The following is a 13,825-nucleotide window of genomic DNA, read 5'->3' on the forward strand; positions in this document are numbered from 1 at the left end:
AACTATTTTATACTTTAAGGTGGTTTTATAGATGAAAGAACATGAAGATATGCAAACGAAAGAAGTCATTCAGCAAGTAGGTCAGCTGTTAAGACAAATTCGAAATGAACAAAAATTAAGTTTAGAAGAATTAGCCCAAAAAACAGGGGTTAGTAAATTAACATTAGGAAAGATTGAAAGAGGCGAAACGAATCCGACGTTAGCTGTCATTTGGAAAATAACGAAAGGGTTATCGATTCCTTTATCGAGATTGATGGTTGTTGGAGAACCTGTAGCTGTGGCGCGCTGCGGAGAAGGATTTGCAGTAGATGTAGGACAAGCATGGCATTTAGAAACGATGTTCCGCTATACGAAAGAAACGGGGATGGAAATGCACCGTGCTTGTTTAAGGTCGAATAGTATATATGAACCAGAAGCTCATCATGAAGGTGCTATTGAGCTTGTAACAGTAATGAAAGGGAAAGTATCGATTCAAGTAGAAAGCGATGTATACGAATTAAATGAGTTTGACTCTATTCAATTTGAAGCGAATAAAAAACATAGTTATAGAAATGAAGAAGATGAAGTAGCAGTATTACATTTAACGATGAAATATTCTTCATAAAAAAATCACCTATAGAATTCTTATATAAGGGTCTAGGAATAGAGGATAATTAGTCTATTATATAGGCTTGTTATCCTTTTTTTGTACATATTATTCAAAAATATAAGGGTTGATTAATAAGTATAAATTATATATTATGAATATTATAAAAATTACATTCGTTTGTATATAGGAGGATGTAGCCTCGGTCCGAGGTAGGACTCCGCAGAAACGAAGTTTCGAGGACCTTATTGAAACAAACATACCAATTAACACTACGAGTTAAGCACCTTCTATAACATATCAACAGGAGATGATTGATAAATGGAGATAGAAGTTCTAAAAGTACCAATGGATAACAATAGGATTATCTATATTTTGTTGGATACTAACAGAAAACCAATTGAAGTGGTAGCAAAATATATGAAATATCTCTATAACAGTAAAAGAAAACCTAATACTTTAAAGGGTTATTGTCAGGCTTTAAAAGCCTACTTCACCTATTTAAGACAATTAGGGATTGACTATAATCAGGTCTCTTTTGAAGTTCTATCGAACTTTGTGGGGTGGCTTTCAAACCCTTACGAGAGTACAAAAGTGATTCCTCAGAAAAAAACTTCAGCAAAGCGAGCCGAGTCAACAGTGAACACTTATGTTACTGTTGTAACGAATTTCTATGATTATTTATATCGAATTGATTTAATAGATTCAAATATTGGTGATAAATTAATGAAAAATGTATTCTCTGGTGCTGGTGGTAAAGGATATAAAAGTTTTTTAGAACACGTTAATGGAAATCAACCATACTCCAAAAATATTCTTAAATTAAAAGAACCCAAAAAGAAAGTAGAGATTTTCACAAAAGAACAAATTGAAATCGTCTATAATTCTACTACGAATATTAGAGATAGATTCTTAATACGCCTACTATACGAAACAGGTATACGTATTGGGGAGGCTCTCTCCTTATTTTTAGAAGATTTGAAATTTGATAATAAATATAGAAAACATCAGATTCATTTGACAGAGAGAGGCGTATTACCTAACGGCGGTTATTTAAAAACAGGTGAAAGAAAAATTGATGTATCGCAGGAACTGATGGATCTATATGATGATTATTTGTATGAAGTGATTGATGATTTGGATTTGGATCATAACTTTATTTTTGTGAAACTGTCTGGCAACAACCTCGGTTTACCAATGGAATACCATAATGTTCGTGATGTATGTGAAGAACTTGAGAAAAAAACTGGGTTTCATATAACACCACATATGTTTAGGCATACCCACGGAACTCTTTATTATCTTGCGACTAAAAATATTAAAATTTTGCAAGAACGTTTGGGACACTCCCAAATACAAACAACCATTAAATACTACCTCCATCCTTCTGAGGATGATATCCGAAAGGATTGGGAAAAAGCAGCTCCATCTTTTAATCTAGGTTCGATAAAGATTAAAAAGAATGGAAAGGAGGACTCTATTTTATAGGGGGTTCCTTTCCATTTTGGATGTTCAACAAGATTAATAGATAAGGAGTCAGGATATTGAATAAATACACAGCAAACAATGTTTTACCACAGAATGAGTATTGGGACGTAATCACCTCTACCCTTTCCTCTTACGAGGCAAAAGAAATATTGGACGATGGGAATGTCAAAACGTATAAGGTTGAGGATAATTACTTTCTGGTCAATGATGTTTGGGAACTTCATACCGTTGGTCAAATCCCTAACTTTGCAGAGCAGTATGAGAAGAATAAAGGAACAAGTATAAAAATAAAATTTCCTACCGATAATCCATCGATATCCTTGGAACTTAAATTTGTATTTTATCACAAGATTTTCAATGATAGATGGAGTCTTTCTTCCGCATTTATTGGTTATAAGACTAACCTGAATCGATTGAGTGAATATTTAAACGAAAAACATAGTAGGCTCCCTTCCCTTCTGGATTTGGACATCGACAAAGAGGAAAAGCAGTGGATATGGTGGTTATCAAATAAGAAATTAGTAACAACTCAAATAATTGGAAAAACTGATGGTGCATATGAAGGCAAGTCATCGATAGCAGCATTCTTGCGAACCATTTATGATTACTTATCAAAACAAACAGATATACGTGAAGAATGGGAAAAAGATAGATGGGATGTCAGGGTTCTAAACGAGAAATTTGGTATTGAATATAATCGTTCAAGAACTGACTATTTTATAAATTTTAACTCGATACAAAATATAGAATTTAAGCGGTATTTCAAAAAATATATAAAAGGTAGAATGCTTGGTGGTCGAAATTTATCGTGGGGAACAGTAGCACTATACTCAACTTATATTCAAACTTTTTTGAATTTCATTAGTGCCATAGAGCCTAAATGGAATGATTTAAACCGCCTTACACGAGAGCATATCGAGAAATATTTAGAGTTTCTTAATCATTATGCAAAAAATAATATAAAACAGAAAAAAACTAATCCCAAAAGCTACGTATTAAACAATTTTTGTATAGTTCAAACTTTTTTAAAAGATATTCAGCGTTATGAATATAGTATCGCACCAGAAAAACCAGTAACAAAGCTGTTCTATCCTGGGGATGTCCCTAACCTACCTAAGAAATCGAAAGACAATATTGAATATGTACCAGACTTTGTATTGGAGCAACTTTTCAAGCATATTAATGATCTTCATCCAGATGTTCAACCAGTTGTTTGGGTGATGTATGAAACAGGATTGCGTATCAGCGATGTTTTAGGATTAACTCAAGATTGTCTATGGGTTTTAAATGGTAAAAGTTCCGTTAAGGCGGACATTAAAAAGACTTATGTAATAGATCATAAAATACCCATTAAAGATAGACTGGCAAATCTACTTGCCGTATTAATTCATCAATCAAAAGAACGCAGCAACAATGGCAACAATCCAGACAAATTCATCTTTGTTCGATACAAAGGTTCCCGTAAGGGAAATCCATATGGTCAGGGCTGGGTTCGGAACAAAATGAACGAATTGGCGTACAAAAAGAAAATTGTTGATGAGAAGGGGAATATTTTTCATTTTAAAAATCACGCATTTAGACATACTTTCGCTGTGAAGATGTTAAATGGTGGTGCTGATATATTAACTGTTCAAGAGCTTCTGGCTCACGCTTCCCCTGAAATGACAATGCATTACGCTAAGTTATTAGATGATAAAAAACGTGAAGAATGGGAAAAAGCACGGCAAAGTGGCATCTTCAGTTTTAATCTTGACGGTAAAATTCATCAGGTGACAGAGAACGCGGAAATTCCAGAAGACATTATGGATGCTTTATGGCGGGATGAAAAGCTAAATGCATTAGACAACCCTTATGGCACTTGTCGTGCCAGAGTAAATGGAAATTGTCCACTCGCAGCTGAACCTCCTTGTCTTACAGCCAATAATGGGAAACCTTGCTTCGATCTAGCCATCGGTATGACCAGTTTTGATGTAAAGAAATATGAGCTTCATATAGAATCAACAACCAAAATAATTGAAGCAGCAAAAGAATATGGACGAGAAGATATGATTGAAGCGAATGAAAAGAACTTGGAGAGATACCAAGAAATATATAATACCATTAAGAGTGGAAGCGTCATTTTTGGTAATTTAGAGCGTATGGAGAGAAAACTAGAACGTATGAGAAAGAAAGGAGTTAAGAATGGCTAGCATCAACCGAGAAGAGCAAATAAAGAAATTACACGAGGAACGCAAACGTAAGACTAAAGAAAAGGTAGAAAACGCCATTAAACGGCTAGCAAGAGATTCGAAGCCTATTAACTTCAACAGTGTGGCAAAAGAAGCTGGTGTGACGAAAGCGACCTTATATAACCATTCTGACATTCGAGAACGTATTGAATTCTTACGAGACCAACAAGAAAAAGCATATAGTAATTCAAGAGTTAAGCGAGACGGAGCAAATCAAAATGCGATGATTGCTTCTCTTAAAAGGAGAATTAAAAAACTTGAAGCAAGGATTAAAGAGCTAGAAGATGAAAACAAAGAATTACGCAAAGTAGAAAGCAATGAGCTAGCAGGTTACATTAAAAGCTTATAATAGGGGTACCGCCCCATATCCATCAACTTAAGAATTTTATAACACCCAAAGCAAAAAAATGTACAATTTCACATGAATTTGTACATTTTCTTGTTTTGGGGGCACTTCAAAATGTTAGCTTGATGGGCATGGGGTAGCGCCACATGCCCATCAAGCTAAAAAAAACGAGTTACCCCAAAACAATAAAAAGCGAGCAAAATGTACACATTTTTCGTTCTGAGGGTATTATGAGATCTTAAGTTGATGGATGTGTGGCGAGACTATATGAAAGAAGGTTTTGCTCTTTTAACCAAAAACGGTCGTTTATGGTTAGATGAACTACTTACAGCTTTTTATGTAGTGCCTATTTTTTAAGATGTAATAAAAGGTAGAACAGTTGTATCATGAATTTGCCAAATTCCTTGTATCTGTTGTCCCATATGGAAGAATCTCGTATATTTTTGCAGCAAGTGCCTGAGGAGACTCCCTTGACCCTCTTTTAATCCAATCGGTAACAATATTGAAGATACCGCCTGCTAAAAACAGGATTTGCATTCTGCCCATGTCATGATTGCGCGTAATGTCCGCTTGAAAGACCTTTTCCATTGTATAATTCAAATACTCAAGCATCATACTAGATATATTTAAATCAATTAACTTTCCTGACGGCTTCTGTGCAGACACAAACCCCTCTATAATATATTCAATAATTAGCTGCATACTTTCATATGGATCCAAACTATCAACCTCTTTTAAGAATTGTTGAACAATTTCATCCACAGATGCTTGCACCACGTCGTAAACGTTTCGGTAGTATTTGTAGAATGTGACTCTGGCAACTCCAGCCTTTTTGCAAATAGCCGTTACCGTTATATCTTGTAGTTTATGTTCATGTAACAGTGCGCTCAATGCATCCATAATGTATCTCTGAGAGTGTATACTGTCTTCTCTTGATTTTCTCAAAGCTAACACATCCCTTCATTCTGTTCGTTTTAAGTGCAAATCAGCACATAGTGCTTGAAAGATGAAAATTCACTGCTATACTTACACATGTAAGCACAATTGTTAGTGTAGTGATAACGTCATTGTATAAAAGGACATTATTGCTGTCAATGTGTGCCATTTCCGTTGTTTCCTATTGGAAGTTTACCGCCATTTTACAAGTTATAAATAGGGAGGGAGATTCAGATACAATTTATAATTAACATTTTAAAATCTTATTATACAAATTATATAAAAATAAGTGTTTGTGCGTTTGTTGATTACAACGTAAGAAAAAGTAAAATTTTCGACAAGAATAGGATGAGATTCAATTGGCAAAATATCTGTATAAGTTAGGCTATTGGGCAGTAAATCATAGAAAAAAGGTTGTATTCAGTGCACTCGCAATTCTTATTGCATTAGTGCTTTTTGCAGTCAACATGGGTTCCTCTTTCAAGGACGAGCTGAGTATTCCGAATACACCAGCAGATAAAGCAGGAAAAGTAATTGAAAAAGAGTTTAAAGCGATGCAACCAGCAGGTGCCCAAGTAAAAGTGGCATTTAAAGCACCAAAAAACGAAACCTTGGAGTCAGCGGAAGTACAACAGAAAATTGCAGGAGTTCTTGAAGAGATAAAAAAAGACTCAGCTGTTGATTCTGTGGCAGCACCGATGCAACTGCAGAACCTCAGTGAAGATAAGACAATTGGATATGCAGTTGTTACGTACAAAGTAAAAGCAGAAAAGGTTACAGAAGCTTCTAAAGATAAGATTTTAGATAGTATTGAAACAATAAGGGATGCCGGCATTCAAACGGAGTTATCAGGAGGCGATGTTACGTTTTCTGACTCAGAGACTTCAGGTATGACTGAAATTGTCGGAGTTCTTGTTGCCTTCGTAGTCCTGGCATTTACCTTTGTGTCTTTTCTAGTAGCTGGACTGCCGATTCTCACTGCGATAATCGGATTAGCAATTGGAATGCTAGGAATCATGATTGGAACCAATTATGTGGAAATCCAATCAGTTTCCTTATCATTAGCTGCCATGCTGGGACTCGCAGTAGGCATAGACTATGCACTCTTCATTATCAATCGTTTTAGACAGCAGCTTGCACAAGGAGATTCTGTTCCAGAATCTGTTGCCATCGCAACGGGAACAGCGGGAAGTGCCGTAATCTTCGCAGGATTAACTGTTATTATAGGTCTTTTGGGATTGTCTGTTACAAAGATTCCATTCCTGACAGCGATGGGCGTATCCGCTGCCTTTACTGTGCTTGCAGCTGTGTTGGTTTCCGTCATCATATTACCAGCCATTTTGGGACTTGTCGGCCATAAGATTGCCCCATCTAAACAAAATCGATTCTTGCAAAAGATGACTGGGGCAGGTAAGAAACATGCTGGTTCAAATAAATGGGGAGAATTTGTCATAAGACGTCCTCTGATTGTTACGATTTTCGCAATCGGACTACTTGCAGTGATTTCGATTCCGTTTTTCCATATGAATCTTGGCCTGCCTTCTGATGGAACAACAAAGTCCACAGAAACGACAGAAAGAAGAGCATATGATTTATTGACGGAAGCGTATGGGGAAGGATTTCATGCTTCTTTAATGGTAGTAGCAAAATCAGAAGAAGCAACAGCTGAAACGCAAAATGCTATGAACACCATCGCAAAAGAATTGGGTAGCCTACCTGAAGTGAAAAGTGTGACACCAGCTATCCCAGGGCCTTCTGGAAAGATTTATATGATTTCTATTACACCAAAAACTGGACCTGACGATACAAAGACAAAGGACTTGGTAAAAGCAATCAGGGACAAATCGAACCAAACCGAGAAAAAAAATGAAATTGAACTAATGGTAACGGGCACAGCAGCGATGAATATTGATATTGTGCAAAAGCTGAGTGACGCCTTGCCAGTTTTCGCTGCCCTTATTGTGGGACTTGCGTATGTACTCTTAGTTCTAGTGTTTAGATCTCTGCTCATTCCATTAAAAGCCGTATTAGGGTTTCTACTTTCTCTTGGTGCTACGTTGGGAGCCGTGGTATTTTTCGTGCAGGATGGCCATTTCCAAAATATATTTGGGTTCCCGGCTGCCGGTCCAATTTTAGCCTTCTTGCCTGTCATTCTGATTGGCATCTTGTTCGGACTCGCCATGGACTATGAGGTGTTCCTAGTGAGCAAGATGCGGGAAGTATATACGCATACAGGTGATCCGAAGAGAGCTATTGTAGAAGGAATGCGGGAGAGCGGGAGAGTCGTAGTCGCAGCGGGATTAATTATGATGTCTGTATTTATTGGATTCATGCTGGCGCCTGATACCATCATTAAATCCATAGGTATGGCTCTTACATTCGGTGTTTTCTTTGACGCATTCATCGTGAGAATGACAATCGTACCTGCAGTCATGATTCTCATGGGTAAGTCAGCCTGGTACTTGCCAAAATGGCTGGATAAAATTTTGCCTAACATTGATGTTGAAGGAGAAAGCATTATACATCGCGTAGAAAACAAAAGTGAGAAAATATATAAACAGAACAGTTAAAGTTAATTCATAGTTGTATTCATTTAAAAAACGCTTTCCTATAAGGAGGTCAGCCGAGATACGGGTAAATACGGGTTATAGACTGGAATTTATTTCCGGCGATTGACCTGTTTATCTTTTATACAGGTATATTCTCTTCTATTGGTTACGGAATGTTTTGTAAATCAATCACATAATCGCCAAAACGTTTTAGATGCTTCGTCATATATGGGCTTAACATCACCAGATTTTCTCGTGAGAATCGATATCCCTCTCTTTTGAGTTGTCATAAAATCATAGTTATAGCAACAACATTTTGAAAAATGACTGCATAGGCAACGAATTCATTATATCTAATATGTTTTTCTTGTTCTACTGGATCATTTTCAGTAATAATTACATTCCCACCAAAGAATATCAAGCTTTGAAAATTTAACGTGCAATTTTTCCGTTTTTCTGTCTGTACTCCAAGTAGGAAAAGGGTCTGCTTAAGTTTGAGCAGACCCTTTTTTATAATACTAGGTGTAAGTTCTTATACATTAAGTACGAACGGATGCTTTTCTCCAGTTATAGAATGGTCTTTAATGATTATAAGTATTATTATAATCATTACTACAGTATATATGTTGATCACTACACATCTTTGTATATCAACCTTAATATTTTTCCTTTTTCGAATAAACTAGCTAATAGAAACTCCTCTGTTATTCAATTAAAGGGCGCTTTAATTAAATAAGTTTTTGAATTACGGTTCAGTTTAGAAGCGATATAATTAAATAAACGATACCGTCCATGAAATTTATATTAAAAATAACCGGTTATACTCAGACCGAGGACATGGATGCAGGAGGTTAACCGATGACACAAGTACAAATACCCAACCAACGAATAGAAAAAAAGCGCAACTTCAAATTAGTCAAGTTTACAGGGATTGCTGTTTTGTTGCTTGCTCTAATCATGGCTACCTTCACCATTTGGACACCTCAGCTGAGCATTTGGGCGCTCCAAATGCTCGGCAGCAAGAATAATCCTGAAAATTTTGGCTCCCACCCATCCGATTTGCCCGTTCTTATGAAACAAACTCGGGTTCTCTCTGACATCTCATATCCATCCAAGTACCAAGAAAATAAATTGGACCTTTACCTTCCTCAAACTGATTCGAAGCCACTGCCTGTGATCATCTTTATCCACGGTGGAGGCTTTATTAGTGGAGACAAGTATATGCCTGCCGATTATTCAAGGGCGCTAGCCTCGAAAGGCTTTGCTGTAGTATCCATGAATTACGAGTTAGCGCCAGGGGCCACTTTGTTTGATCAGACGAAGCAAGTCGGCGAGGTATTGTCTTATTTGCAGCAGTTAGCTCAAAAATACCCCTTGGACCCATCGCAGGTGATCTTGGCCGGTTCCTCAGCGGGGGCTTTCTTGGCCGGGGAGTTTGCCCTGATCCAAACCAATTCTGAATATGCAAATCTCGTGGGAGTTCCGCAATCCGTATCGACGAATACAATCAAGGGCTTATTACTATATAGCGCCCCCTACGATATTACAGCATAGTGATCTAAAGCCCGTGCAACAATTCATAATCAAACGTATGGGCTGGGGCATTTTGGGTGATAAGAACTGGATGGACAATCCGAAGTTTGATGTCTTAAATCTGTCAAAGTATATCACTAAAGACTTCCCTCCTGCATTTGTAACCGACGGCAACACGAATTCATTTGAAACACAAGCCAGGACTTTCGTCGCTACACTTCAAGAAAAAGACGTCCCAGTTACTTCTTTATTTTTCGATCCCAACGAGATAAAAGCGGGTCACGGCTATCAGTTTGATATGGCCTCTCCGGCCAGTATACTTAGTCTGAAGCAGACAAATGAGTTTCTGAAGGGAATCACTTCCTCTAACTAATCTTTGAGGTATTTGCCCGATCAATCTGTTTTATAAAAATTACATTCTTATATTAAAAGAGCAACTCCATTTTGAAAAAAGATTGATCAAAATGGAGTTGCTTTTTGTTGCTAAACAAAAATTAAAAGGAGTCTTTTAATCAAACTTTATTCTAAAACTACAACCTTCAAATAAAATAATTATCTTTGAGGTAACACCACATTGCCGTCGAGCTAAAAAATGTATCCATAATATGAAAAAACACGCTATTCTTTTTGTAGAATCATAGGAAAGGATGGCGTTTTTATATGTCTATTTCTGTGTCTGACGAATTACAACTATTTGCTCAAGAGCTTCAAAGATTTTTATCTCCAAATATCTTACGAGAATTTGCTAGGGATGTCGGTTTCGTACAACGAACCAGTAAATACCAAGCAAAAGATTTAGTCGCTTTATGTGTATGGATGAGCCAAAATGTTGCTACTACTTCTTTAACTCAATTATCTAGCTGTTTAGAAGCATCAACAGAAGTACTCATCAGTCCAGAGGGACTGAATCAACGATTTAATAAAGCGGCCGTCCAATTTTTACAACACCTATTAGCTGAACTACTAAACCAAAAATTGACCTCATCTATGCCAATTTCTTCTCCATATACTTCTATTTTCAAGCGTATTCGTATTTTAGATTCAACTGCATTTCAACTTCCAGATCCCTTTTCGTTCGTTTATCCAGGTGCAGGAGGATGCAGCCATACAGCGGGAGTAAAGATACAGCTTGAGTATGATTTATTAAGTGGACAGTTCCTTCATATTCATACAGGTCCAGGTAAACAACATGATCGAACCTACGGTTCCCTGTGTGTCCCAACTGTAATAGCGAATGATTTATGTATCCGAGATTTAGGTTATTTTCATTTGAAAGATCTTCAACATATACAAGAGAAAAAGGCTTATTATATTTCACGTATCAAATCGAATACACGTATTTATCAAAAAAATCCTAACCCTAATTATTTTCAAGATGGCAGAATCAAGAAAGGTACAGAGTATATCCAGATAGATATGGAGGTTTTAATGAACTCTCTTCAACCAGGACAAACATGTGAAATATCCAACGCTTACGTAGGAATGACTGATAAAGTCCCAACTCGTGTGATTGTTCATCGACTAACAAAAGAACAACAGCAAAAACGATTACAAGATCAAACCGTAAGAGAAAAAAAGAAAGGAATGAAGTATTCCGCTCGTAGTAAACGACTTAGTGGTATCAATGTATATATTACAAATACTCCTACAGATATTGTCCCAATGGGACAAGTACATGATTGGTATTCTTTACGTTGGCAAATCGAGATTTTATTTAAAACGTGGAAATCATTCTTTCATATTCATCATTGTAAAAAGATAAAACGAGAACGTTTGGAATGCCATTTGTATGGGCAATTGATTGCCATTCTACTCTGTTCTTCTACCATGTTTCAAATGCGTCAATTACTTCTTATGAAAAAGAAACGAGAACTGAGTGAATACAAAGCGATTTATATGATTAAAGATTACTTTCTTCTTCTTTTCCAAGCTATACAGAAAGACACCCAAGAGCTATCAAAGATTCTCATTCGCCTGTTCAACCTCCTACAGCAAAACGGGAGAAAATCTCATCGATATGAGAAGAAAACAGTCTTTGATATATTAGGTGTCGTTTACAATTGTACCATGTCTGATAATCAAGTGGCTTAAATTTAAAAAATGAAACCCATTAGGGTTTATTTCGTATGCAAATCTTTAAATTCCCTACACCTAGCCTTTAGAAAAAAGAAACAACCTCTACTATAATTGACGTTGTATTTTGTTAGCTTGATAGCGATGGGGTAGCGCCACAAAACGCAAATTTCGTACGCTAAGTAAAATTTTATAAAGAAAAAGCCGATTTCCCTATATATTAAGGGCATCGGCTTTTGTTCATATTCTTTTACTTAATCAATTTCTGACATGAAACTTATAATAATACATTTTAAAAAAAGTAATAAAATTACCTATACTAACTAGAAAAAGGTTCATACTGTACATTTTAAATATCAATTAAGCACTAATATTTTGGTTATACGCTGTTTCACCTTTATGGGAAACATAACTATGTGCTATCATTCCTAGCATTATTACAAACATGCCACACCAAGATAAAATAGAAGGGAATGAAGAATGTAATAAAATTAGTTCTCCGATAACAGCAAAAAGAACCTCCATGGATTGTGTTGCTTCAACAGTTGCAAGTTTCTGCATATCTCCTTTAACCATATCAGTCGCTTTAAAAAATAAGATAGTTGCAATTACACCCGAACAAATAGCAACTAAAATAGATTGCATAGTTTGTTCTTTACTAGGAACTCCTGCTGTAAAAAGACCGTACAAGGATAGTAAAAACCAAAATGGTAAGCTAGCTAATGTCATTCCAAGGACACGTTGATAAGCATCTAGACGATCTCCACAAACCTCCATCATCTTACGATTCCCGAGCGGGTAAGCAAAAGAAGCCACAATAACAGGAATAATACCTAATAAAATATCTTTGATAGCAAGTGATTTTGCTTGTTCCATTTGCATAAGGAAAATACCAAGAAGAATAATCAATGACATACCCATACCCTTCATTGGGATTTTACCTCTTTTCTTAAGAATTCCATCTGGGGTTTGAACGGTTTGCATAAAAAGAGGAGCTAGCAAAGATCCTGATATAATAGTAATTTGCCATGTCCCAGCAATTATCCATCCTGGGGCATGTGCAGCGGCAAAGCATAATGGAGCGTAAAATAGACCAAATCCTACAAAGCTCCATAAAAACCATGTTCTTAAATCTTCTCTCATAACTTGTAATAATACTTTTAATTTTTTCCTACTTATAACAAGAAATAAAAGGAATGGAAGCATGAAAATAAACCTTAGTGAGGCACTCCATATCCAGTTACCACCTGATAATTCCATTGCTCGATTCAGTATAAATGTGAAGGCAAAAAAGAAAGCAGCACATATACCTAAAAAAATAGGGCGCAAATTCCTCACCTCAATCTGTCTCATAAGTCAGTAATTTCTCAAGACTTAACCAGTTTTGTTCTACAAGATGTGCTGTTGTTTCTTTATCTTTATTTCTGCACGCCTCTATAATTTGCTGATGTTGTTCTACTGACTTTAGACCATTTATAGAAGTGAACTGAGAAATCTCGAGACGTTGAATCTTAGATATACTTCGTTCTAACGCACGAATGATTTCAGGATTTCCTGCCACATCTAGAAAAACATTGTGGAATAACTCGTCAGCTTCAATTGCTTTTATAATATCTTTTTTCTCAATAGATAATAGTAAAGCTTTATTACTGAACTCTAATTCTTGAATATCTGATTCTTTTAATAATGGTACTGCTAAACGAGCAGCTAACGAGTGTAAAGCAGCTACCACAGTAAATGCGTGTTTCGCCTCCTCAGGATTTAATGGTGCAACACGAGTAACTGAACCAGGAATAGATTCAACAAGTCCTTCATCCTCAAGACGTTTCAACGCCTCTCTAACTGGAGTACGGCTAATTCCGAATTCTTCTGCTAACTCTTTGTCATTTAAGCGTTGCTCAGGTTGCAGCTCTAATGTAACGATTGCTTTTTTCAAAGTTAGATAAACTTCATCTCTAAATGACATACGTTTAATGGGTTTAATAATATCTTTTTTCATAAAACCAATATATCGGATATTGGTTTTATGGTCAACTATAATTTTTCAATAAAATATACTCGATTAAAAAGTTTTAAAAACGGCCGT

General features: G+C 36.3%; 11 protein-coding genes and 1 pseudogene. 8 read left to right on the top strand and 4 right to left on the bottom strand.

What is annotated here, in order from left to right; translation table 11 throughout:
- Nucleotides 1–31: 31 nt before the first annotated feature.
- From ACSG5Z_RS10020 to ACSG5Z_RS10035, 4 genes are all read left to right on the top strand, one after another.
- Nucleotides 32–604 (top strand): helix-turn-helix domain-containing protein, encoded by a 573-nt coding sequence (locus ACSG5Z_RS10020; RefSeq protein ID WP_000658052.1) that lies wholly within the window; start codon nucleotides 32–34, stop codon nucleotides 602–604.
- Between the two features lie 303 nt (nucleotides 605–907).
- Nucleotides 908–2,074, top strand: a complete 1,167-nt coding sequence (locus tag ACSG5Z_RS10025) for a tyrosine-type recombinase/integrase (protein WP_435711395.1) — start codon at nucleotides 908–910, stop codon at nucleotides 2,072–2,074.
- Between the two features lie 56 nt (nucleotides 2,075–2,130).
- Complete coding sequence (locus tag ACSG5Z_RS10030) at nucleotides 2,131–4,263, top strand: tyrosine-type recombinase/integrase (RefSeq protein WP_435711397.1); 2,133 nt, start codon at nucleotides 2,131–2,133, stop codon at nucleotides 4,261–4,263.
- On the top strand, nucleotides 4,256–4,651 hold the full coding sequence (locus ACSG5Z_RS10035; protein ID WP_435711399.1) for a DUF6262 family protein: 396 nt from the start codon (nucleotides 4,256–4,258) through the stop codon (nucleotides 4,649–4,651). Before ACSG5Z_RS10030 ends, ACSG5Z_RS10035 begins: the two co-directional genes overlap by 8 nt.
- A gap of 381 nt (nucleotides 4,652–5,032) precedes the next feature.
- On the opposite strand, the gene ACSG5Z_RS10040 is transcribed toward ACSG5Z_RS10035, so the two are convergent.
- The gene (locus tag ACSG5Z_RS10040; RefSeq protein ID WP_435711401.1) at nucleotides 5,033–5,548 is read right to left on the bottom strand and encodes a TetR/AcrR family transcriptional regulator; all 516 of its coding nucleotides are present in this window, start codon (nucleotides 5,546–5,548) and stop codon (nucleotides 5,033–5,035) included.
- 395 nt (nucleotides 5,549–5,943) lie between these two features.
- Between ACSG5Z_RS10040 and ACSG5Z_RS10045 the strand changes: the two genes are divergently transcribed.
- Complete coding sequence (locus ACSG5Z_RS10045) at nucleotides 5,944–8,154, top strand: MMPL family transporter (RefSeq protein WP_435711403.1); 2,211 nt, start codon at nucleotides 5,944–5,946, stop codon at nucleotides 8,152–8,154.
- 145 nt (nucleotides 8,155–8,299) lie between these two features.
- Here the strand turns inward: ACSG5Z_RS10045 and ACSG5Z_RS10050 are convergent.
- Nucleotides 8,300–8,563 (bottom strand): annotated as a pseudogene (locus tag ACSG5Z_RS10050) (Tn3 family transposase); the annotation flags it as partial.
- Between the two features lie 428 nt (nucleotides 8,564–8,991).
- Here ACSG5Z_RS10050 and ACSG5Z_RS10055 point away from each other — a divergent pair.
- The 3 genes from ACSG5Z_RS10055 (at nucleotide 8,992) to ACSG5Z_RS10065 (ending at nucleotide 11,757) form a co-directional block, all read left to right on the top strand.
- Nucleotides 8,992–9,687, top strand: coding sequence for an alpha/beta hydrolase (locus tag ACSG5Z_RS10055; RefSeq protein WP_435711405.1), 696 nt, complete (start codon nucleotides 8,992–8,994; stop codon nucleotides 9,685–9,687).
- Nucleotides 9,688–9,757: 70 nt separating this feature from the next.
- Complete coding sequence (locus ACSG5Z_RS10060) at nucleotides 9,758–10,039, top strand: alpha/beta hydrolase family protein (RefSeq protein WP_240522423.1); 282 nt, start codon at nucleotides 9,758–9,760, stop codon at nucleotides 10,037–10,039.
- Nucleotides 10,040–10,326: 287 nt separating this feature from the next.
- Nucleotides 10,327–11,757 (top strand): IS4 family transposase, encoded by a 1,431-nt coding sequence (locus ACSG5Z_RS10065; protein ID WP_435711407.1) that lies wholly within the window; start codon nucleotides 10,327–10,329, stop codon nucleotides 11,755–11,757.
- A gap of 342 nt (nucleotides 11,758–12,099) precedes the next feature.
- Here ACSG5Z_RS10065 and ACSG5Z_RS10070 read toward each other — a convergent pair whose 3' ends face one another.
- Entirely contained in the window at nucleotides 12,100–13,092 is a 993-nt protein-coding gene (locus tag ACSG5Z_RS10070) for a DMT family transporter (protein WP_435711409.1), read from the bottom strand.
- A complete protein-coding gene (locus ACSG5Z_RS10075; protein WP_084065815.1) occupies nucleotides 13,079–13,738 on the bottom strand; it encodes a GntR family transcriptional regulator in 660 nt (219 codons plus the stop codon). Before ACSG5Z_RS10075 ends, ACSG5Z_RS10070 begins: the two co-directional genes overlap by 14 nt.
- Nucleotides 13,739–13,825 lie beyond the last annotated feature (87 nt).

Source organism: Bacillus pretiosus (assembly GCF_051294775.1).
Classification (GTDB): domain Bacteria; phylum Bacillota; class Bacilli; order Bacillales; family Bacillaceae_G; genus Bacillus_A; species Bacillus_A wiedmannii.